Origin of the sequence: Streptomyces sp. NPDC007901 (assembly GCF_042959465.1) — a bacterium.
Taxonomy (GTDB): Bacteria; Actinomycetota; Actinomycetes; order Streptomycetales; family Streptomycetaceae; genus Streptomyces.
The window spans coordinates 321,876-342,465 of the sequence record NZ_JBIBKW010000009.1; the positions used below are offsets into that span (position 1 = coordinate 321,876).

Genomic DNA, 20,590 nt, shown 5'->3' on the forward strand with positions numbered 1-20,590 from the left:
AAGGTGTACGGGGACAGTCACGAGATGGACTGAGGCGCCGGACGGGGTACGGCGGCCGTCGCCGTCGTACCCTTCGCCGCCTCGGGCCGCCGGCCGAGGTGGTGGAAGACCAGGTTGAGTGCCACGGCCGCCACGCATCCCGTCGAGATGCCCGAGTCCAGGACGATCCGGGCGGTCTCCGGGAAGGCGTGGTAGAAGTCCGGCGCGGTGATCGGGACGATGCCGACGGCGAGCGAGACGGCGACGATCAGGACGTTCTCGTCCTTCTCCAGGCCGGCCCTGACCAGGGTCTGGATACCGCTGGCCGCCACCGAGCCGAACAGCACCACACCCGCGCCGCCCAGCACCGGCCGGGGGACGACGGCGATGAGGGAGGCCGCCATCGGGCACAGCCCCATCAGGACGAGGAAACCGCCGCCGACCGCGACCACGAACCGGCTGCGGATCCGGGTCATCGCGACCAGCCCGATGTTCTGGGCGAAGGCGCTGCACATGAACCCGTTGAAGAGCGGGCTGATCGCCGAGCCGAGGGTGTCGGCGCGCAGCCCGGCGGCGATCGTCCGCTCGTCGGCGGGGCGTTCGACGATCTCGCCCAGCGCCAGCATGTCCGCGGTCGACTCGGTCATCGAGACCATCATCACCACGCACATGGACAGGATGGCCGCGATCTGGAACTGCGGGGCGCCGAAGTGGAAGGGCGCCGGGAAGCCGACGACGTCCGCGTCCGCGACCGGGCCGAAGTCCGTGACCCCGAACGGGATCGCGACGACCGTGCCGGCGACCAGGCCGATCAGCACGGCGATCTGCTTCACGAAGCCGCGGGTGAAGCGGCGCAGGAGCAGCACGATGAGGAGGGTCGCGGCGGCCAGGCCCAGGTAGGTCGCCGAACCGTAGTCGTCGGCGGCCGGGTCGGGGCCCTGCGCCCAGCCGAAGGCCACCGGGAGCAGCGAGACGCCGATGAGGGTGATGACCGTACCGGTGACGACGGGCGGGAAGAAGCGGGCGGCCTTGCTGAAGAAGGGGGCGGCGAGGAAGCCGAGGAGGCCGGCGACGATCACCGCGCCGAAGATGACCGGCAGGGCGTCGGCCTTGTCGTGGGTGGCGGCGGCGATCGCGGTCATCGGGGCGACCCCGGCGAAGGTGACGCCGTTGACGAAGGGCAGCCGGGCGCCGATCTTCCAGACGCCGAGGGTCTGCAGGAAGGTGGCGAGGCCCGCCGTGAAGAGGCAGGCGCCGGTGAGGAAGGTCAGTTCGGTGCCGGACAGGCCGATGGCCGCGCCGACGATCAGGGGCGGGGCGACCACCCCGGCGTACATGGCGGCCACGTGCTGAAGACCCGTGGTCGCCATTTTCAGGGCGGGGAGTTTCTCGTCGACGGGATGCACTTCTTGCGCGGACACGGCGGCTCCTCCGGTCGGTTACACGTCGGCTCTGACGCGGGTGTCAGGGAGGTGGTGCGGGTGATCCAGGTCGTGCGGGACCCGAGAGGAGGACGGTGACCGTTCCCGGGCGCGCACGACCGGCGTACGCGCCCAGGAGACGGCCGCCGTGGACCCGTGCGGGTCCACGGCTACCGACCGGGAGCCGTCCCTCCCAGTCGGAGCTCAAGTGCCTTGTGGAGAAGAGGAGTTACTGCGCGGCGATCCGTGCCAGACGCCGGGCCTCGGTCCGCGTGGAGCGGGCGATCGCGTCCTCGTCGACGTGCAGCAGGCGGCCCGCCTCGACGATCTGACGGCCGTTCACGAAGGAGGCGGTGACGGGAGCGGCGGCGCCGAAGACCAGGGCGGTGACCGGGTCGGCGATCGAGGCGTGGGCGAGGGTGTCCAGCTTCCAGAGCACCAGGTCGGCGAGCTTGCCGGGTTCCAGGGAGCCGGTCTGGCTTGCCCGGCCGAGGACCTGGGCGCCGCCGTAGGTGCCGAGGCGCAGCGCCTGACGGGCGTTCAGGGCCGCTTCCCGGTGCGCGCCGAGGCGGTTGATCAGCAGCGCGTTGCGCAGCTCGGTGTGGAGTTCGCCGGACTCGTTGGACGCGGTGCCGTCGACGCCGAGGCCGACCGGGACACCGGCGGCGAGCATGTCGGGGACGCGGGCGATGCCGGCCGCGAGGCGGGCGTTGGAGGACGGGCAGTGGGCGACACCGGTCTTCGTCCGCCCGAACGCGGCGATGTCGGAGTCGTTCATGTGGACGCAGTGCGCCATCCACACGTCCTCGCCGAGCCAGCCGGTGGACTCGAAGTAGTCGGTCGGGCCCATGCCGAACAGCTCGTGGCAGAACTTCTCCTCCTCGACCGTCTCCGAGCCGTGCGTGTGCAGGCGCACTCCGAGCCGACGGGCCAACTCGGCGCCCTCGCGGAGGAGTTCGGTGGAGACGGAGAAGGGCGAGCAGGGGGCCACGGCCACCTGGGTCATCGCGTCGAAGGAGGCGTCGTGGTACTCCTTCACCGTGGCCTCGGTCGCGGTGAGGGCGCCTTCGAGGGTCTCGACGGCGAAGTCCGGGGGCAGGCCGCCGTCCTTCTCGCTGCGGTCCATCGAGCCGCGGGCGAGGGTGAAGCGGACGCCCGTCTCACGGGCGGCGCGGATGATCGCGCCGGAGAGGTCGCCGGAGTCCTTCGGGTAGACGTAGTGGTGATCCATGGCGGTGGTCACGCCGCCCCGGGCCATCATCGCGAGCGAGCCCTGCGCGGCCGCGTAGACCATCGGCTCGTCGATCCGCGCCCAGGTCGGGTACAGCGCGACCAGCCAGTTGAAGAGGTTGTGGTCGGTGGCCAGGCCCCGGGTGATCCACTGGTAGTAGTGGTGGTGGGTGTTGACCAGGCCGGGGGTCACCAGATGGCCGGTGGCGTCGATGCGGCGCCCGACGTTCTCCAGGCCCTCGGGGGCCTTGCCGGCGCCGAGCGACTCGATGCGGTGGCCGGCGATGACGACGTACCCGTCGGCGTACTCGGTGTCGTGGGCGTCGACGGTCGCGATCGAACAGTTCTCGATGACGGTGCGCCGGTCTGCTGCCATGATTCGTCCTTTTCGCTCAGTGGACTTGGGAAGTGGGCACGGCAGGACCCTGGGGATTTGAGTGCCTCGGCCGGGGAGTGGGACTCCCCGGCCGAGGGTGCCGAGAAAGAGCGGGTCAGAGGTTGGTGAGGTCCACCGGGATCTTCGCCTCGCAGCCGTCGCGGAGGATGGTCGCCTCGATCAGGCCGTAGGGCCGGTCGGCGGCGTAGTACACGGCACCGTCCTCGGTCGCGTTCTTCAGCCCGAACGGCTCCAGGTCGACGAGGAAGTGGTGCTTGTTCGGCAGCGAGAAGCGGACCTCGTCGATCTCGCCGCGGTGGTCGATGATCCGCGAACCCATCTGGTACAGGGTCTGCTGGAGCGAGAGCGAGTACGTCTCGGCGAAGGCCTGGAGCATGTGCTTCTTCGTCTGCTCGTAGGACTTCTCCCAGTGGGGCATCTTCTGCTCGTCGTCGGTCCAGTTGAACCGCCAGCGGGCGGAGACCTGGGTGGCCAGGATGCGGTCGTACGCCTCGGGCAGGGTCGTGTACTTGTCCTTGACGTAGCCCCAGAACTCGGAGTTGGTCGAGTTCATCACGACCAGGTCCTTCAGGCCGGAGACGACCTCCCATGACGCACCGTCGTACGTGATCTGCGTCAGCCGGGTCTCCTGGCCCTTGCGCACGAACGAGTGCTTGACCTCGTCGGCGCCGATGAACTTCGAGTTGGCGTCAGAGGCCTCGATGCGCTCCCAAGCGTACTCCTCGATGCGGATCCGGGCCTGGTGGATGGGCTCCTGCGAGGTCACGAAGTGCCTGGCGAGGTGGATGCCGAACTGCTCGGCGGACTCGATGCCGTACTCCTTGGCGAACGCGTACACCGTGTTCTTGGTGGTGTCGGTCGGCAGGACATTGGCGTTGGAGCCGGAGTAGTGGACCTCGTCCATGTCGCCGGAGAGCGACACGGAGACGTTGAGGTCCTTGATGTGGTGGGTGGCGCCGTCCCGCGTGATCTTGACGACCCGGTTCTCGGCCTTGCCGTACTGGTTCTGTCCAAGAATCGTAGGCATGTGTAGCTAGCTCCCTCGGTAAACGGAGTAGCCGAACGGGTTGAGCAGCAGCGGTACGTGGTAGTGCTCGCCCGGTACGACGGCGAACGTGATCGCCACCTCCGGGAAGAACACGGCCGGTCCGCTGTCCCGGTTCGCGGGGGCGTCCTGCTGCGCATCGGCTTGCTTGTGCTTCTGCTTCTCGAAATACGGCTCCACCGCGAAGTCGAGCCGTACGTGTGTCGTCCCCTCCGGCAGGTCCGGAAGGTCCTTGCACCGGCCGTCCGCGTCGGTCGCGGAGCCGCCGAGCGCCTGCCAGTCCGCCTCCCGGCCGCCGCGGGCGGAGAGCCGGACGGCGACGCCCGCGGCGGGGCGGCCGACGCTGGTGTCCAGGATGTGGGTGGACACGGAGGCGGTGGAGCTGGTGCTCATGGTGCTGTCAGTCCTCTTCGACGATGCGGGCGAGCCGGATACGGTTGATCTTGCCCAGTTCGGTGCGGACGATCTCCCGCTCCTGCTCGGGCGCGTTGCCGATCCGCTCCTTCACCGCGTCCCGCATCTCCTCGCCGCTGCGGCCGGTGGCGCAGATCAGGAAGACATGGCCGAACCGCTCCTGGTAGGCCAGGTTGAGTTCGAGCATCTCGGCCTTGAGCGCCTCGGCGGCGCCGGCCATGCCGGACTGCTCCCGGGCCGAGGTCGGGTCGCCCGGCTTGGGGCGGCCGATCGGCGGGTGTCCGGCCATGGCCTCCGCGAGGTCGGCCGTGTCCAGCGCGGCCATGGCGGCGTCGCTGGCGGAGTAGAGGGCCTCGGGGGTGGCGTAGGGCCGGGCGGCAAGCAGCTGCCGGGCCCAGGCCGTGGAGGCACACGCCTCGTGGAGGGCGGCGAGGGCCGCGCGCTCCTCCAGATCGTTGAACCGGGCCAGGCCCGGGGGCTTGGAAGTCGACGTCACGGGAGCCTCCGTGGCCGTAGGCGGCCTTCGTGCTGAACGGGCTGCCGTTAGCTAACGCTCTCCGGAACACCGCGTCAACACTTTGTTGAAAATTCCGCGTAACAACCCCCGCCCAGGAGTCTGCGCTCAGCTCTCCTTCTCGCGGTTCAGGTAGTTGTAGACGGTGAAGCGGCTCACACCGAGCGCGCTCGCCACGGTCTCCACGCCGTGCCGTACGGAGAAGGCGCCGCGCGCCTCCAGTATGCGGACGACCTCCTGCTTGGCCTTGCGGTCCAGGTCGGCCAGCGGCTTGCCCTGCTTGCGCTCCATGGCGGCCAGGATGTGGTCGAGGGAGTCCGCGAGCTGGGGCAGCCGTACGGCGACCACGTCGGCGCCCTCCCAGGCGAGCACGACGTCGTCGGGGCCGGCCTCGTCCGGCGGGAGCATCTCCCCGCCCATGGCGTCGACCAGCGGCTTCACGGCCGTGATGAAGGGCTCGTCGCCGTGTCCGGTCACCGGCCCTCACCCTCCCCCACCACGTTGACCTGGAGCGAGATCCGGGTGGCCCCGGCCGCCAGGCTCCGGCGCAGCAGCGCGTCCACGGCGGTGAGCACGGCGTCGGCGCCGCCCTCCGCCGTGTTCCCGAACGGCCCGACGTCCACCGCGTCCAGCTCGGCCGCCTCGATGACCTCACGGGCGACCAGCGCGTGCGCGGGGGCCTCGTCGAGGTCGAAGGGCTCGGTCGTGAACTCCACTCTCAATCGCACGCGCTCAACCTAACGCGCGGCGCCGATGTTCGGGCAGCCCTCCGGGATCACCGGCTCTTGCGCAGGAAGGTCCGCAGCCGCCGCTCGGGCCAGGTGTTGATCACGTCGTCCCCGGTGAGCCAGCCGCGCTGGGCGGTGCCGATGCCGTAGCGCATGTTGGCCAGGTGCGGCACGGCGTGGGCGTCGCTGTTCACGGCGAACCTCACGCCGTGCCGGCGGGCCCGCAGGATGTCCTCGTCGCGCAGGTCCAGCCGGTGCGGGTGGGCGTTGATCTCCAGGGCGGTGCCGGTGCGGGCGCAGGCCTCGAAGACCGCGTCCAGGTCGGCGTCGATGCCGGGCCGCTTGCCGATGAGGCGGGTGGTGGGGTGGCCGATGATGTTCACGTACGGGTTCTCGCAGGCGCGGACGAGCCGCCGGGTCAGGGCCTCGCGGCTCTGCTTGAAGTGCGAGTGGACCGAGGCCACGCACAGGTCGAACCCGGCGAGGAAGTCGCCCGGCCAGTCCACCTCGCCCTCCGGGCCGATGTTCAGCTCGGTGCCGTGCAGCAGCCGCAGGCCGCCGCGCCGGCCCTTGGTGGGGTAGGTGCCGTCGAGCGCGCGGACCCGCTCCCGCTGGGCCAGCATCCGCTCGTCGGTCATCCGCTGCATGACCAGGTCGGGCGCGTGGTCGGTAACCGCGTAGTAGGCGTAACCGCGCGCGGCGGCCGCCTCGGCCATCTCCTCCAGCGGGGCGAGGCCGTCGGTGAGGTCGGTGTGGGTGTGCAGGTCGCCCCGGAGGTCGGCCTCGGTGACCAGCTCGGGCAGCTCGTCGCGGAGCCCGGCCTCGATCTCGCCGCGGTCCTCGCGGAGCGTCGGCGGGATCCAGGGCAGGCCGAGCCGGGCGTAGACCTCCTCCTCGGTCTCGGAGACGATCTTCTCGCCGCTCTCGACGTCGAAGAGCCCGTACTCGGAGAGCTTGAGCTTCTGGCGCACCGCGATCTCGCGGGTGCGGATGTTGTGGGCCTTCGATCCGGTGAAGTACTGGAGGGCGGCGCCCCAGGAGTCCGGCGGTACGACCCGCAGGTCGACGTCGAGGCCCTTACGCGTGCGCACGGAGGTCTTGGTCCCGCCCTGCCCGATGACCTCGGTGACGTACGGCAGCCGGGTGAACGCCGCCATGAGCGGCGCCGACTCCTCGGCGGCGGCGAGGATGTCGATGTCGCCGATGGTCTCCCGCATCCGGCGCAGTGATCCGGCGTACGCGCACCGCTCGCAGCCGGTCACGCCAAAGAGCGCGCCGACGATGTCCTCGGCCAGCTCCATGGCCACGTCGATCTGCACCCGGCCGCCCGAGGACCGGAGCAGTTCGATGCCGTGCAGGATGTTCTCCTCGGTCTTCGGCCCGAAGCCCTTGAGGTCGCGCAGCCGCTCGTCGCGGATGGCGTCGGCGAGCTCCTCGACCGACGAGACGCCCAGTTCGTCGTAGACCGCCATCGCCTTCTTCGGGCCGAGGGTGGGGATGGCCGTCAGCCGGCGGACCCCGTCCGGGATCCTCGCCCGCAGCTCCTCGAGGGCGGTCACGCTGCCGCTGTCGAGGTACTCGCGGACCTTCTGGGCGATCGACTTCCCGACGTTCGGGATCTCCTGCAGCCCCTTGAGGTCGAGCGTGGCGACATCGGCGTGGTGGCCGCCGACCGACCGGGCGGCCTTCTCGTACACCCGCGCCTTGAACGCGTCCCCGCCGGTGATCGAGATCAGGTCCGCGTACTCCTGGAGCAGGGCGGCGACCTCGTCGTTGGACCGAGCCATGCCTTCAGGGTAGGGCGCGGGTTTTGCACGGGCGCTCTTGACAGCTCTCCCCGGCCACAGGCAGTCTTCCATTAAGCAGAAACCAACTTCCGTAATACGGAATTACCACTTGGCTACTAGGCAGCGGAAGGGAGCGCGACCCTCATGGGATTTGCAGAGCAGCGCTTCAACGTCAACCTGTCGATCCTCTTCACGGAACTCCCGCTCCTGGAGCGCCCCGCGGCCGCCGCCGCGGCCGGCTTCACGGCGGTCGAGCTGTGGTGGCCCTGGGTCGACTCCCCCACTCCCGAACGGTCCGAGCTCGACGCGCTGCGGACGGCGATCACGGACGCGCGCGTCCGGCTGACCGGGCTGAACTTCTACGCCGGACAGCTGCCAGGACCCGACCGGGGCGCCCTGTCGGTTCCGGGCGAGGAGTCGGAGAGGTTCCGCGCGAACATCGACGTGGCGGCCGGCTTCGCACGGACCCTGGGCTGCCGGTCGCTCAACGCGCTCTACGGCAACCGCGTCGAGGGCGTGGACCCGGCCGTGCAGGACGCGCTGGCCCTGGAGAACCTGGCCCTCGCGGCCGAGGCGGCCGACCGCAACGGCGCGATCCTGCTGATCGAGGCCCTCAACGAGCCCGAGTCGCCGCGGTACCCGCTGGTGTCGGCGCCGGCCGCCGTCGCCGTCGTCGACAAGGTCAACGAGACGACCGGACTCGGCAACGCCCGCTTCCTGATGGACCTTTACCACCTGTCCATGAACGGCGAGGACCTGCCGGCGGTGATCGACCGGTACGCGTCGAAGACCGGCCACGTCCAGATCGCCGACAACCCCGGCCGCGGCGCCCCGGGCACGGGCTCGCTCCCGCTGGAGGACCTCCTCGACCGGCTGCGCAAGGCCGGTTACGACGGCTGGGTGGGCCTGGAGTACAAGCCGGGCGACCGCCCGAGCGCGGACGCGTTCGACTGGCTGCCGGTGGAGCAGCGCGCCGCGCGTTGATGTGACCGCCCCCCCGGGGGGCCTCCGCCCCCGGACCCCCGCTTCGGCCTGAACGGCCTCGTCCTCAAACACCGGACGGGCTGCCTGATTGACGCACCCAGAGAGGCATCCCCGATATGAGCACCCTCCCCAAGATCGCCTGGATAGGTCTCGGCATCATGGGCTCCCCCATGTCCGAGAACCTGCTCAAGGCGGGTTACGACGTCACCGGCTTCACCCTGGAGCAGGACAAGCTGGACCGGCTGGCCGCCGCCGGCGGCCGTGCCGCCGCCTCGATCGCCGAGGCCGTACGGGACGCCGACGTGGTCATCACGATGGTGCCGGCCTCCCCGCAGGTCGAGGCCATCGCGTACGGCCCGGACGGCATCCTGGAGAACGCGCGGCCCGGCGCGCTCCTGGTCGACATGTCGTCCATCACCCCGCAGACCTCCGTCGACCTGGCGAAGGCGGCCACGGCCAGGGGCATCCGCGTCCTGGACGCGCCCGTGTCCGGCGGCGAGGCAGGCGCCGTCGAGGCCGTGCTGTCCATCATGGCCGGCGGCGAGCAGGCCGACTTCGACACCGCGGAGCCCATCTTCGAGGCCCTCGGCAGGACCATCGTGCTGTGCGGTCCGCACGGCTCCGGGCAGACCGTGAAGGCCGCCAACCAGCTGATCGTCGCCGTGAACATCCAGGCGTGCGCCGAGGCCGTGGTCTTCCTGGAGAAGTCCGGCGTGGACCTGGCCGCCGCGCTGGACGTCCTCAATGGCGGCCTGGCCGGCTCGACCGTGCTGACGCGGAAGAAGGACAACTTCCTGAACCGCGACTTCAAGCCGGGCTTCCGGATCGACCTGCACCACAAGGACATGGGCATCGTCACGGACGCGGCCCGTACCGTCGGCGCCGCGCTCCCGGTCGGCGCCGTGGTGGCCCAACTGGTCGCCTCCCTGCGCGCGCAGGGCGACGGCGGCCTGGACCACTCCGCGCTGCTGCGCGCGGTCGAGCGCCTCTCCGGCGCCCAGGTCTGAGCCGCCCCCCCGACTTCCGGGCGGCGTCGGCGCCGACATCTGTCCTGTCGCGCCCAGGTGCCGGCGCCGCCCGGAAACCCCCCAGGCGGGCGAGCTGTACCGGCTGATGTCGGCCGAGGAGCGGTCCCGGCTGGTCGCCGACATCGCCGGCGGCCTCGCACAGGTCTCCCGCGACGACGTGATCGAGAAGAACCTGGCCCACTTCCACGCCGCCGGCCCGGAGTACGGCAGGCGCGTGGCGGAGGCGGTCCGCGCCCTGCGCGAGGACTGACACAGACGGCCCGCGCACAGCCGGACGGCCCGGATGAGGGGTGGCCGGCCGGAGGTGCGCGGGCGTGGCACGGACCGCGGCGGCGTGCGAGCCAGTGCGGTGGTGAAGGAACCGAGCACCCGTCCCGACCAGCGGGAAGGACGCCGGGCTCCGTCGCACCCGCCGCGGTCCCAGCCGACCCCCGACCCCGTCCGGCGGCGCGAACGACCTGACGCGCCCAGCCTCGCGCCGTCGGACGGCCCAACTCCCGACGCTCCCTGCACCGGATCCTCTCCGGACGGGGAGCGTTCGGCGTCACCCGCGGATGACAACGCCTCCGGCGTGCGCATCCGCCCGTCCCGCAGGACGCTGAAGGCATGACAGCGCACCCACCGACCGAGTTCCCGCACATCGTCGTGCACGCTCCCGCCCTGGACGGCTCCCGACGGGTCACCGAGGGGGACGTGACCCTGGGGATCGCCTCGCATCTGGACGACGTGGTCGAGATCCTGCGGATGGCCGATCTGGACCGGATCGAGGTCGAGGAGAGCGACCTCATCGAGTGGCAGGGCGGCGGCCCGGACGACTGGCCGGGGCTGAGCGAGCATCCCGAAAGCTGATGAACCGGTGTGAAGGGGGTGGCGAATCCTCAAGAAATGCTCTGAACGTTGTTCAGGATGCTTCAACCGCCCCAGTCAGGGGGCATATTCACGGCACACGGTGCCCGCCGGCACGGGGGCGGCGGGCACCGTGTCACCGACAACGTGCGGCGGGCGGCCCGTCCCCCCGGACGGACCGCCCGCTCCCGCGTGCGCCGGCTCAGACCTTCAGCGTCCTGATCGAGGTCGGGGCGTGCCCCGGCTCGGTCGCGATCTCCTCGAACTCGACGACGTCGGAGATGTCGTTGGTGGTCGACATGGAGATGTTGGTGACCCGCTCCAGGATCGCCTCCACCACCACCGGCACCTGGTGCTCCGCGGCCAGCTTCTTGGCCTCCTCGAAGGCCGCGCCCAGCTCCGCCGGGTCGGTCACCCGGATCGCCTTGCAGCCCAGCCCCTCGGCGACCTTGACGTGGTCGACGCCGTACACGCCCAGCTCGGGCGAGTTGATGTTCTCGAACTCCAGCTTGACCTGGAAGTCGATGTCGAAGGCCCGCTGCGCCTGCCGGATCAGGCCCAGGTAGGCGTTGTTGACCAGCACATGGACGTACGGGATCTTGTGCTGCGCGCCGACCGCCAGCTCCTCCAGCATGAACTGGAAGTCGTAGTCGCCGGAGAGCGCGACCACGGACGCCTCCGGGTCGGCCTTCGCCACGCCCAGCGCGGCCGGGACCGTCCAGCCGAGGGGGCCCGCCTGGCCGCAGTTGATCCAGTGCCGCGGCCTGAAGACGTGCAGCATCTGGGCGCCGGCGATCTGCGAGAGGCCGATCGTGGAGACGTACCGGGTCTCCGGGCCGAAGGCCTTGTTCATCTCCTCGTAGACGCGCTGCGGCTTGATCGGGACGTCGTCGAAGTGCGTACGGCGCTGCAGCGTCGCCTTCTTCTCCTGCGCCGCGGCCGCCCACCGCGAGCGGTCGGGGAGGCCGCCCGACGCCTTCGACTCCCGCGCCACCTCGACGAAGAGCTCCAGTGCGGCCTTCGCGTCCGACGCGATGCCGTAGTCCGGGGCGAAGATCTTGCCGATCTGGGTCGGCTCGATGTCGACGTGGACGAACGTCCGGCCCGCCGTGTAGACGTCCAGCCGGCCGGTGTGGCGGTTGGCCCAGCGGTTGCCGATACCGAGGACGAAGTCGGACTCCAGGAAGGTCGCGTTGCCGTAGCGGTGCGAGGTCTGCAGGCCCACCATGCCGGCGTTCAGCTCGTGGTCGTCGGGGAGGACGCCCCAGCCCATCAGGGTCGGGACGACCGGAGTGCCGGTCAACTCGGCGAACTCGACGAGGAGTTCGGCGGCGTCCGCGTTGATGACACCGCCGCCCGCGACGATCAGCGGGCGCTCGGACGCGTTCAGCATCCCGATCGCCTTCTCGATCTGGGCGCGGGTCGCGGCCGGCTTGTAGACCGGCAGCGGCGCGTATGTCTCCGGATCGAACTCGATCTCCGTCAGCTGGACGTCGATCGGCAGGTCGATCAGGACCGGGCCCGGACGGCCGGAGCGCATCAGGTGGAAGGCCTGCTGGAAGACGCCCGGCACCTGGGCCGCCTCCAGTACGGTGACCGCCATCTTGGTCACCGGCTTGGCGATCGAGGCGATGTCGACGGCCTGGAAGTCCTCCTTGTGGATCACCGCGGTCGGCGCCTGGCCGGTGATGCAGAGGATCGGGATGGAGTCGCCGGTCGCCGAGTACAGGCCGGTGATCATGTCAGTGCCGGCCGGGCCGGAGGTGCCGACGCAGACGCCGATGTTGCCGGGGTGCGTACGGGTGTAGCCCTCCGCCATGTGCGAGGCGCCCTCCACATGGCGGGCGAGGGTGTGGTGGATGCCGCCGGAGGCCCTGAGCGCCGCATAGAAGGGGTTGATCGCCGCGCCGGGCACACCGAACGCGTTGGTGACGCCCTCGCGCTTGAGGATCTCAACTGCCGCGCGGGCAGCGGTCATACGAGCCATCGAGAACTCCTGCTTTCGGCTGTCGGATGCCTGCTCCCGTCGCGCCCCGCGGTGAGCATCACGTCGCATTCTTTCCGCATTGATTCCGCATTGATTCCGCATTGCGGAAATTAACTTCTACTATCTGAAATCAATGTAGGTGTGGGGGCGAACGTCGTCAAGGCACGGACAACCGGGCCCCGACAGGAGCACCATGGGACGGCTGAACCGACGCGACGCCCGAGGTGGCCATGTCCGAGAGCGTGCCGGTGCGCTGTCCGGCCTGTCGGCGCGAGCACGTCTACACCGCGCCCTCGTACCCCTGCGCCTGTGGCGCGCCGGTGACCCCGTGCCTCGACGACACGGCCGAGCCGACGCCGGTGGCGCACCGCGCCTGGGACGAGGACTGGGTGACGGTGAGCTGTGGCTCCTGCGGCCGCCGGGACCAGTGGCCGCGGCCGGAGCTGGGCTGCCCGTGCGGGGCGGTGCTGCGCGTCCCGGTCGCCGGCACCGCGTCCGCGCCGGCGCCGGCACCCGAGCCGCGACCCGCCTTCCATCCCGTGACGATCCGCACCGCCCTGGACGCGATCACCGCGGCCGCGCTCTATCTGCGCTGGCTGGGTTACCGGGACATCCGCCGCGCCGACCAGCGGCCGCCGTCCGGCGTCGGGCTGGCCGCGCGGGGGCTGGTCGCCCACGTGGACCCGACCGCGCGGCCGGCCTCGCGGCGGGACGTGGAGTGCCTGTGGCTGACGGCGATGACGGAGGACTCGGGGTGCGTCTACTTCTCCCTCGCGGGGTACGCCGAGGACGCGCAGGAGGGGGCGGACGCGCTGGGGGTGCCGTTGTTCGTGCTGGACCTCACGGGGACGCCGCAGCCGGTGAACGGGGTTGCCGATGAGCTGGGCGCCAGGGGCGCGTGAGCGGCCGCGGGGCGGTGGGGGCTGGTCGCGCCCACGCGGCGGTAGCCGCACATCGAATACAGCCCCGCGCCCCTACGGGGCGCTGTAAGCCTCCCTCAGTTCGATCTTCCGCACCTTCCCCGACACCGTCATCGGGAAATCCTCCAGGATCTGGATGCGGCTCGGCACCTTGTAGTGGGCCAGCCGTCCCTCGCAGAACGCCCGCAGTTCCTCCAGGGTGAGCGGGTCGGCGGGGTCGTGCGGGATGACGCAAGCCAGGACCTCCTCGCCGTACCGCTCGTGCGGGACGCCGACGACCTGGACGTCCCGGATCTTGGGGTGGGCGTAGAGGAACTCCTCGACCTCGCGGGGGTAGATGTTCTCGCCGCCCCGGATGATCATGTCCTTGATCCGGCCGACGATCTCGACGTACCCGTCCTCGCGCATCAGCGCCAGGTCGCCGGTGTGCATCCAGCGGCCGGGGTCGACGGCCTCCGCCGTCTTCTCGGGCTCGTTCCAGTAGCCGAGCATCACGCTGTAGCCGCGGGTGCACAACTCGCCCGCCGTACCTCGAGGCCGGGTCACTCCGGTGGCCGGGTCGACGACCTTGACCTCCAGGTGCGGCAGCACCCGGCCGACCGTGCCGGTGCGGTGCTCCAGGTCGTCGTCGATCCGGGTCTGCAGGGACACCGGGCTCGTCTCCGTCATGCCGTAGCAGATGGAGACCTCCGCCATGTGCATCTCGGCGACCACCCGTTTCATCACCTCGACCGGGCAGGGTGAGCCCGCCATGATGCCGGTGCGCAGCGACGACAGGTCGTACGACGCGAAGTCGGCGAGGTTCAGCTCCGCGATGAACATGGTCGGGACGCCGTAGAGCGAGGTGCACCGCTCCTGCTGGACGGCCTCCAGGGTGGCCTTCGGGTCGAAGGACGGGGCCGGGATCACCATGCAGGCGCCGTGCGAGGTGGCCGCCAGGTTCCCCATCACCATGCCGAAACAGTGATAGAAGGGCACCGGGATGCAGATCCGGTCCTGCTCCGTGTAGGAGATCAACTCCCCGACGAAGTAACCGTTGTTGAGGATGTTGTGGTGGGAGAGCGTGGCCCCCTTCGGGAAGCCGGTGGTCCCCGAGGTGTACTGGATGTTGATGGGGTCGTCGCAGGACAGCGGCTCGTACGACACCTCGGCGGCGGCCCGCTCCAGAAGTGACTCCCAGCCGGGGTCCCCGATGTACACGACCTCGCGCAACTCCGGGCAGCCGCCCCGGACTTCCTCCACCATCGCCCGGTAGTCGCTCGTCTTGTGCCGGAGCGAGGCGAAGAGGAGCGAGACTCCGGCCTGCTTGAGGACGTACTCGACCTCGTGGGTCCGGTAGGCCGGGTTGATGTTGACCATGATCGCGCCGATCCGGGCGGTGGCGTACTGCACCAGCACCCACTCGGCGCAGTTCACCGCCCAGATGCCCACCCGGTCGCCCTTGACGACCCCGCTCGCGAGCAGGGCCCGCGCCAGCCGGTCCACGTCCGCGCCGAACCGGGCGTAGGTCCAGCGCCGTCCCGTGGGCACGTCGACCAGTGCCTCGCGGTCGGGCCAGGCGGCGACGGCCCGGTCCAGGTTGGCGCCGATCGTGTCGCCGAGCAGGACGGTGCCGCTCGTGCCGTGCGTGTACGACGACTCGGACGGTTCGGGGCTCATCGGAAGTCCTCCTCGCGGTACTCGTCCGCCGAGCCCGCGGCCGTGGCCTCGCGCAGCTCGATCCGCCGGATCTTGCCGGACACGGTCTTCGGCAGCGGGGCGAACTCCAGCCGCCGGACGCGCTTGTAGGGCGCGAGGACCTGCCGGGAGTGCTCGAAGAGCACCTTCGCGGTGTCCGGTCCCGGCTCCCAGCCCGCCGCCAGCACGATGTACGCCTTCGGGACGGCGAGGCGCAGCTCGTCCGGCGCGGGGACGACGGCCGCCTCGGCCACCGCCTCGTGCTCCAGCAGCGCGCTCTCCAGCTCGAAGGGGCTGATCTTGTAGTCGGAGGCCTTGAACACGTCGTCCGCGCGGCCCACGTACGTGATGTAGCCGTCCTCGTCCCGCGCCCCGATGTCACCGGTGCGGTAGTAGCCGCCGGCCATCGCCTCCGCCGTACGGTCCGGGTCGCCGTGGTAGCCGGTCATCAGGCCCACCGGCCGCGCCGACAGGTCCAGGGCGATCTCGCCCTCCACCGCCCCCGGCGCGCCCGACACGGGGTCCAGCAGCTCCACCCGGTAGCCCGGGCTCGGACGGCCCATCGACCCCGTCTTCAGCGGCTGCCCGGGACTGTTGGAGACCTGCACCGCCGTCTCCGTCTGCCCGAACCCGTCCCGGATGGTGACGCCCCAGGCCCGCCGGACCTGCTCGATCACCTCGGGGTTCAGCGGCTCCCCGGCTGCCACCACCTCGCGCGGCGGGGTCCGCAGCTGCGTGAGATCGGCCTGGATCAGCATGCGCCACACCGTCGGCGGGGCGCAGAAGGAGGTCACCCCGTGCCGGTCCATCTCGGCCATCAGCCGGCCCGCGTCGAACCGGCTGTAGTTGTGGATGAAGACCGTCGCCTCCGCGTTCCACGGCGCGAACAGGTTCGACCAGGCGTGCTTCGCCCAGCCCGGGGACGAGATGTTCAGATGCACGTCGCCCGGCTTCAGACCGATCCAGTACAGGGTGGCCAGATGCCCGATCGGGTACGAGGTGTGGGTGTGCTCGACGAGCTTGGGGCGGGCGGTGGTGCCCGAGGTGAAGTAGAGCATCAGCGGGTCGTCGGCCAGGGTGGGCCCGTCGGGCACGAAACCGGCCTGAGCGGTGTACGCGTCCTCGTACGGCTCCCAGCCCGCCGCCGGGGGCCCGCCGACCGTGATCCGGGTGTACGACCCCGGCACCTCGGCGAACTTGGCCGCGTCCTCGGCCCGCACGATCACGTGCTTCACCCGGCCCCGGTCGACACGGTCCCGCAGGTCGGCGGGGCCGAGCAGCGGGGTCGCCGGGATGACGACCGCGCGGAGCTTCATCGCGGCCAGCGCGGTCTCCCACAGCTCGGCCTGGTTGCCGAGCATGACCAGGATGCGGTCCTCGGGCTCGACGCCCCGCGCGCGCAGGTGGTTCGCGACCCGGTCGGAGCGCTCCGCGAGCTCGGCGAAGGACAGCTTCGTCTCGGCGCCGTCCTCCTCCACGATGTGCAGGGCGGTGCGGTCGTTGCCCTCGGCGATGACGTCGAACCAGTCCAGCGCCCAGTTGAAGTGGCCGGGACGCGGCCAGACGAAGCCCTCGTACGCGGTGGCATAGTCGGCACGGTGTTCCAGCAGGAAGTCCCGGGCCCTGCGGAACTCCTCCGTCGCACTCGTCATACGCGTCTCCTTCAGTACCGGACCATTGCCGGGCGGCTCTCTGGCATCGTGTAATCCGTGATGCAGGTCTCACTACCCCCGAACGGGGGTGTGGACGGCACAAGCCGGGGTCGAAGGGGCAGGACAGGTGGCAGCAGAGGTCGCGGGGGCGGTGGAGATACGCGGTGCGCTGGCCAGACTCCGGCGCGCCACCGGGCTGCCGATCGCCTTCGGCGGGCTGGTCGAGGCGGGCCGGACCCAGGTGCGGATCAGCGAACTGACCGGCACCAACACGGCGGCCCTGCGCTCCCTCGCGGTCACCTCCGGGAACGGCCTCGGCGGCAGGGCGGTCGCACTGGCCCGCCCGTGCGCGGTCACGGACTACTCCGTCTCCCGGCAGATCAGCCACGAGTACGACATCCCGGTGGCCGCCGAGGGCATCCGCTCGGTGCTCGCGGTGCCCGTGGTGGTACGACGCCGGGTGCGGGGCGTGCTCTACGGCGCGCTGCGCTCCGCCCAGCCGCTGGGCGACCGCACGCTGGGCGCGGCGGTGGCGGCGGCCCGGGACGTGGAACAGGCGCTGGTCGTGCAGGACGAGGCCAGGCGGTTGCTGGCGGCGGCACGGCCGGAACCGGCCGTCGTACCGGATCCCGGGGCCGCCTGGGAGCAGGTGCGGGAGGCGCACGCGGCACTGCGGGCGCTGGCGCCGCGGATCGGCGACCCCGGGCTGCGGGCCGAACTGCTCGCCGCCTGCGGGCTGCTGACCGCTCCGGCGCCGGTGGCCGAGGCGGCACTGGCGCCCCGGGAGCTGGATGTGCTGGCGTGGGTGGCGGCCGGTGCGACCAACGCGGCGGTGGCCGAGCGGCTGGGGCTGCGGCCCGAGACGGTCAAGGGCTATCTGCGCTCGGCGATGCGGAAGCTGGGCGCGCACACCCGGGGGGAGGCGGTGTCGGCGGCTCGTCGGACGGGGTTGTTGCCGTAGCGGAGGGGACCCATTCCATTCATGCGGACGCGCTTTGAATTTCCAGCTGCCGACACGCTGTTATTTCCCTCACCACGCCTTCCGGCCGAATTCCTGGCTCCGTTGCCTAGAATTTGGCCCGGACACGACACACGAGGGGAGCGGTGACCGTGCGACGGGACTTCCAGGAGCCTGCCAGATGCCGCCCCGACCTGGTCATCGGCCGGGCGGAACTGGTCGCGGCCGCCCGGGAGCAACTCGCCTCGGGGGGCAGCGTCCTCCTGCACGGGCCCGCCGGAATAGGAAAATCGACGGTCCTGCGGGCGCTGGAGGCGGAATACGCCGGCACCGCCCGCACGGTCCTGCGCTGCTCGGCCACCGAGTCCGAATCCCACCTGCCCTTCCTCGCGCTCGCCGACCTCTTCGGGCTGGTCCTCGACGAGATCGCGCCCCGGCTGCCCGGCGCCCAGCGCACCGCCCTGGAGTCGGCGCTCACCGGCCGCGGCGAGTCCACCCTCCAACGCGACGGCCTCGCCCTGCGCCTCGCGGTGCTCTCCACGCTGCGCGCGCTGGCCGCCGAGGGCCCCGTGCTGATCGTCGCCGACGACCTCCAGTGGCTGGATCCGGCCAGCGCCGAGCTGCTGGGCTTCGCCGCCCGCCGGCTCGGCGGCACCCCCGTCCAACTGCTGTGCGCGGTCCGCACGGAGGGCCAGGAGTACGACCGCCACCTACGCGCGTCGCCCCCGGACACCGTCGCCGTCCGCCTCGGCCCGCTCACCCACCGGCAGGTGGCCGAGTTGCTCGACCACCGCGGCCACACCGGCCTGACCCGGGCCGCGGTCCGGGAGATCCACCGCACCAGCGGCGGCAACCCGCTGTTCGCCCTGGAGCTCGGCCGCGCCCTCGCCGAGAACCCGACCCCGCCGCGCCCGGGAGAGCCGCTCCCGGTGCCGACCTCGCTGCGCGCCCTGGTGCTCAGCCGCCTCGACATGCTCTCCGTGGAGGCCCGCCGCACCCTCCTGGTGGCCAGCGCCGGCGCCCGCCCCACCCAGGCGCTGCTGCACGCGGCCGGCCGGGAGAACGCCGAGGCCGAGTGCGCCCAGGCGGCCGAACTCGGGCTGCTGGCCACCGAGCCGGAGGGTCCCGCCGTACGCTTCGCGCATCCCCTGATCTCCGCCGCGCTGTACGCCGAGGCGCCCGCCCAGGAGCGCCGGGCCGCGCACGCGGCGCTGTCGACGGCCGCCTCCGACCCGATCGAGCGGGCCCGGCATCTGGCCCTGGCCACCACCGGCACCGACCCCGAGGTCGCCGCGCAGCTGGCGGAGGCCGCGACCGAGGCCCGGGACCGGGGCGCGCCCTCGGTGGCCGCGCAGATCGGGCTGCTCGCCGCCCGGCACACCCCCGTCGACAGCGTGCCAGGACCGGACGAGCGCCGGCTCCGGGCCGCCGAGGACGCGACCAGCGCGGGCGAGGTCGACCTCGCCCAGGACATCGCCCGCGAGGTGCTCACCCACGCCACCCGTCCGGCGGACCGGGTGCGGGCCTGGATCCTCGTCATCGACTCCGCCGGCCACACCATGACCGAGGTCGACGCGGCGTTCCCGCACGCCCTCGCCGACGCCGGCGACGACCCGCGGCTGCTCGGCAAGGTCCACTACCAGCTGGCCTGGCGGGCGCTGATCGTGGGCGGCGACTTCACCGAGGCCCGGCAGGCGGCGGCGCACTCCGCCGACCTCGCGGCCCAGGGCGGCGACCGGCGCACCGAACTCCTCGCGCTGTCCCTGCAGGCCCAGGTCGAGACCCTGATGGGCCATCCGGCGGCGCCCGCCACCATCAAGCGCGCGCTGAAGGAGCCGCAGGACCCGAACGTGTCCTGCCATCACAACGGGGCCGGCAGCGCCCGGTTCCGCTGGCTGGTGATGGGCGACCAGCTGGCCGACGCCCGGACCACGGTCACCGCGCTGCTGCGCGAGGTGCGCCGGCGCGGGCAGGTGGAGTCCGAGGTGCACTTCCTGCGCGGGCTCGCCGAGACCGAGCTGCGCTCCGGGCACTGCGGCCGCGCCCTCGACCTGGCCCGCGAGGGCCTGCGCCTGGCCCACGACTCCGGGATCGGCGAGACCGCCTCCGCGATGCTCACCTCACTGGCCGAGGCCTCCGGCGGCGACGTGGACCGGGGCCTGGCCCTCGCCCGGGAGGCCGTGGAGCACGCCGAGCAGGACGGCGACACCGTCTACCTCTCCCGCGCCCTGGGCGCCCTCGGATACGCCCAGTTGGTGGCCGGCGACCCGGCGGGCACCGTCCGTTCGCTGCGCCGGGTGCGGGAGCTGGAGCTGAGCCTCGGCATCACCGACCCGGCCCGTGGCCGCTGGCAGGGCGACCTCGCCGAAGCACTCGTCCGGGTGGGTGAACCGGCCGAGGCGCAGGACGTCATCGACGCCACCCGGGAGCACGCGCTGCGGCTGGGCCGCGAGAGTGTGCTCGCCGCCCTCGACCGGGCCGAGGCGCTGGTCCGGGCGGCGCACGGGGACCACGAGGCGGCCGTCGCCCAGCTGACCTCGGCTCAGGACCGGTTCGCCAAACTGGGCTACGGTCTGGAGGAGGCGCGGGCCGCGTTCGCCCTGGCCTCGCTGGGCGACCGGCGCTCCCCCACAGTGTTCGACGAGGCCACCCGGCTGTTCCGGCGGTGCCGGGCGCTGCCCTGGCTCCGCCAGGTGGACGAGGCCGTCTCGGCCCCGGAGCCGCAGGTGGAGGCGCCGGCCGAACCGGCCGCCCTGGACGGGCTGGCCGCGATGGAGCGTCAGGTCGCCGCGCTGGTCATGGAGGGGGCCACCAACCGGGAGATCGCCGCCCGGCTGTTCATCAGCGTCAAGACGGTGGAGGCGACACTGACCCGGGTGTACCGCAAACTGGGCATCCGATCGCGCGTCGACATAGTCCGTTTGGCGGCGGGGCGACGCGCGAAGTGAGAGCGCTCCCGGTTAACTGAGGCGGACCGAGGGTTTTCCCTCCCCCATCCCCCTAGGGGGTTCCCTCATTGGGAG

17 protein-coding genes and 1 pseudogene are annotated in these 20,590 nt (G+C 71.6%); 7 read left to right on the plus strand and 11 right to left on the minus strand.

Annotated features, from left to right (window positions below):
- Positions 1-17 precede the first annotated feature (17 nt).
- The 8 genes from ACFZDK_RS29125 to polX all read right to left on the minus strand — a co-directional run bounded on the left by ACFZDK_RS29125 (position 18) and on the right by polX (position 7,515).
- Positions 18-1,349 carry a solute carrier family 23 protein gene (locus ACFZDK_RS29125; protein ID WP_390976991.1) on the minus strand — a complete coding sequence of 444 codons (1,332 nt, stop codon included), beginning with the start codon at positions 1,347-1,349 and terminating at the stop codon, positions 18-20.
- A gap of 280 nt (positions 1,350-1,629) precedes the next feature.
- Positions 1,630-3,006, minus strand: a complete 1,377-nt coding sequence (locus tag ACFZDK_RS29130; protein ID WP_390976871.1) for an 8-oxoguanine deaminase — start codon at positions 3,004-3,006, stop codon at positions 1,630-1,632.
- Between the two features lie 115 nt (positions 3,007-3,121).
- Positions 3,122-4,054, minus strand: coding sequence for a factor-independent urate hydroxylase (pucL, locus tag ACFZDK_RS29135; protein ID WP_390976872.1), 933 nt, complete (start codon positions 4,052-4,054; stop codon positions 3,122-3,124).
- A gap of 6 nt (positions 4,055-4,060) precedes the next feature.
- Positions 4,061-4,465: a hydroxyisourate hydrolase gene (gene uraH / locus ACFZDK_RS29140; RefSeq protein WP_390976873.1), complete on the minus strand. Its 405-nt coding sequence runs from the start codon at positions 4,463-4,465 to the stop codon at positions 4,061-4,063.
- 7 nt (positions 4,466-4,472) lie between these two features.
- Complete coding sequence (uraD, locus tag ACFZDK_RS29145) at positions 4,473-4,982, minus strand: 2-oxo-4-hydroxy-4-carboxy-5-ureidoimidazoline decarboxylase (RefSeq protein ID WP_390976874.1); 510 nt, start codon at positions 4,980-4,982, stop codon at positions 4,473-4,475.
- A gap of 126 nt (positions 4,983-5,108) precedes the next feature.
- Positions 5,109-5,477 carry a helix-turn-helix domain-containing protein gene (locus ACFZDK_RS29150; RefSeq protein WP_355715013.1) on the minus strand — a complete coding sequence of 123 codons (369 nt, stop codon included), beginning with the start codon at positions 5,475-5,477 and terminating at the stop codon, positions 5,109-5,111.
- Positions 5,474-5,728, minus strand: coding sequence for a hypothetical protein (locus ACFZDK_RS29155; RefSeq protein WP_390976875.1), 255 nt, complete (start codon positions 5,726-5,728; stop codon positions 5,474-5,476). The genes ACFZDK_RS29150 and ACFZDK_RS29155 overlap by 4 nt, the downstream gene beginning before the upstream one ends.
- A 47-nt stretch (positions 5,729-5,775) precedes the next feature.
- Positions 5,776-7,515 (minus strand): DNA polymerase/3'-5' exonuclease PolX, encoded by a 1,740-nt coding sequence (polX, locus tag ACFZDK_RS29160; protein ID WP_390976876.1) that lies wholly within the window; start codon positions 7,513-7,515, stop codon positions 5,776-5,778.
- Positions 7,516-7,659: 144 nt separating this feature from the next.
- On the opposite strand from polX, the gene ACFZDK_RS29165 reads away from it, so the two are divergent.
- The 4 genes and pseudogenes from ACFZDK_RS29165 to ACFZDK_RS29180 all read left to right on the plus strand — a co-directional run bounded on the left by ACFZDK_RS29165 (position 7,660) and on the right by ACFZDK_RS29180 (position 10,376).
- Complete coding sequence (locus tag ACFZDK_RS29165) at positions 7,660-8,499, plus strand: TIM barrel protein (RefSeq protein ID WP_390976877.1); 840 nt, start codon at positions 7,660-7,662, stop codon at positions 8,497-8,499.
- A 116-nt stretch (positions 8,500-8,615) separates the two neighbouring features.
- Positions 8,616-9,506 carry a 2-hydroxy-3-oxopropionate reductase gene (locus ACFZDK_RS29170; protein ID WP_390976878.1) on the plus strand — a complete coding sequence of 297 codons (891 nt, stop codon included), beginning with the start codon at positions 8,616-8,618 and terminating at the stop codon, positions 9,504-9,506.
- An 82-nt stretch (positions 9,507-9,588) separates the two neighbouring features.
- A pseudogene (locus tag ACFZDK_RS29175) lies at positions 9,589-9,777 on the plus strand (catalase-related domain-containing protein); the annotation flags it as partial.
- Positions 9,778-10,133: 356 nt separating this feature from the next.
- Positions 10,134-10,376: a hypothetical protein gene (locus ACFZDK_RS29180; RefSeq protein ID WP_390976879.1), complete on the plus strand. Its 243-nt coding sequence runs from the start codon at positions 10,134-10,136 to the stop codon at positions 10,374-10,376.
- Between the two features lie 199 nt (positions 10,377-10,575).
- Here the strand turns inward: ACFZDK_RS29180 and gcl are convergent, their stop codons facing one another.
- Entirely contained in the window at positions 10,576-12,360 is a 1,785-nt protein-coding gene (gcl, locus tag ACFZDK_RS29185) for a glyoxylate carboligase (protein ID WP_390976880.1), read from the minus strand.
- A 230-nt stretch (positions 12,361-12,590) separates the two neighbouring features.
- Between gcl and ACFZDK_RS29190 the strand changes: the two genes are divergently transcribed.
- Complete coding sequence (locus tag ACFZDK_RS29190; protein ID WP_390976881.1) at positions 12,591-13,262, plus strand: hypothetical protein; 672 nt, start codon at positions 12,591-12,593, stop codon at positions 13,260-13,262.
- Between the two features lie 72 nt (positions 13,263-13,334).
- Here the strand turns inward: ACFZDK_RS29190 and ACFZDK_RS29195 are convergent, their stop codons facing one another.
- Positions 13,335-14,939 carry an AMP-binding protein gene (locus ACFZDK_RS29195; RefSeq protein ID WP_390976882.1) on the minus strand — a complete coding sequence of 535 codons (1,605 nt, stop codon included), beginning with the start codon at positions 14,937-14,939 and terminating at the stop codon, positions 13,335-13,337.
- The gene (locus tag ACFZDK_RS29200) at positions 14,936-16,609 is read right to left on the minus strand and encodes an AMP-binding protein (RefSeq protein WP_390976883.1); all 1,674 of its coding nucleotides are present in this window, start codon (positions 16,607-16,609) and stop codon (positions 14,936-14,938) included. The genes ACFZDK_RS29195 and ACFZDK_RS29200 overlap by 4 nt, the downstream gene beginning before the upstream one ends.
- A gap of 127 nt (positions 16,610-16,736) precedes the next feature.
- On the opposite strand from ACFZDK_RS29200, the gene ACFZDK_RS29205 reads away from it, so the two are divergent.
- Together ACFZDK_RS29205 and ACFZDK_RS29210 are read left to right on the plus strand one after the other, a co-directional pair.
- Positions 16,737-17,570, plus strand: a complete 834-nt coding sequence (locus ACFZDK_RS29205; protein ID WP_390976884.1) for a LuxR C-terminal-related transcriptional regulator — start codon at positions 16,737-16,739, stop codon at positions 17,568-17,570.
- A 143-nt stretch (positions 17,571-17,713) separates the two neighbouring features.
- Positions 17,714-20,515, plus strand: coding sequence for an AAA family ATPase (locus ACFZDK_RS29210; RefSeq protein WP_390976885.1), 2,802 nt, complete (start codon positions 17,714-17,716; stop codon positions 20,513-20,515).
- Positions 20,516-20,590: the final 75 nt, after the last annotated feature.

Coding starts and splice junctions, on each gene's coding strand:
- ACFZDK_RS29125 (WP_390976991.1), bottom strand. CDS start 1,349: ATGGCGACCACGGGTCTTCAGCACGTGGCCGCCATGTACGCCGGGGTG.
- ACFZDK_RS29130 (WP_390976871.1), bottom strand. CDS start 3,006: ATGGCAGCAGACCGGCGCACCGTCATCGAGAACTGTTCGATCGCGACC.
- pucL (WP_390976872.1), bottom strand. CDS start 4,054: ATGCCTACGATTCTTGGACAGAACCAGTACGGCAAGGCCGAGAACCGG.
- uraH (WP_390976873.1), bottom strand. CDS start 4,465: ATGAGCACCAGCTCCACCGCCTCCGTGTCCACCCACATCCTGGACACC.
- polX (WP_390976876.1), bottom strand. CDS start 7,515: ATGGCTCGGTCCAACGACGAGGTCGCCGCCCTGCTCCAGGAGTACGCG.
- ACFZDK_RS29165 (WP_390976877.1), top strand. CDS start 7,660: ATGGGATTTGCAGAGCAGCGCTTCAACGTCAACCTGTCGATCCTCTTC.
- ACFZDK_RS29170 (WP_390976878.1), top strand. CDS start 8,616: ATGAGCACCCTCCCCAAGATCGCCTGGATAGGTCTCGGCATCATGGGC.
- ACFZDK_RS29180 (WP_390976879.1), top strand. CDS start 10,134: ATGACAGCGCACCCACCGACCGAGTTCCCGCACATCGTCGTGCACGCT.
- gcl (WP_390976880.1), bottom strand. CDS start 12,360: ATGGCTCGTATGACCGCTGCCCGCGCGGCAGTTGAGATCCTCAAGCGC.
- ACFZDK_RS29190 (WP_390976881.1), top strand. CDS start 12,591: ATGTCCGAGAGCGTGCCGGTGCGCTGTCCGGCCTGTCGGCGCGAGCAC.
- ACFZDK_RS29195 (WP_390976882.1), bottom strand. CDS start 14,939: ATGAGCCCCGAACCGTCCGAGTCGTCGTACACGCACGGCACGAGCGGC.
- ACFZDK_RS29200 (WP_390976883.1), bottom strand. CDS start 16,609: ATGACGAGTGCGACGGAGGAGTTCCGCAGGGCCCGGGACTTCCTGCTG.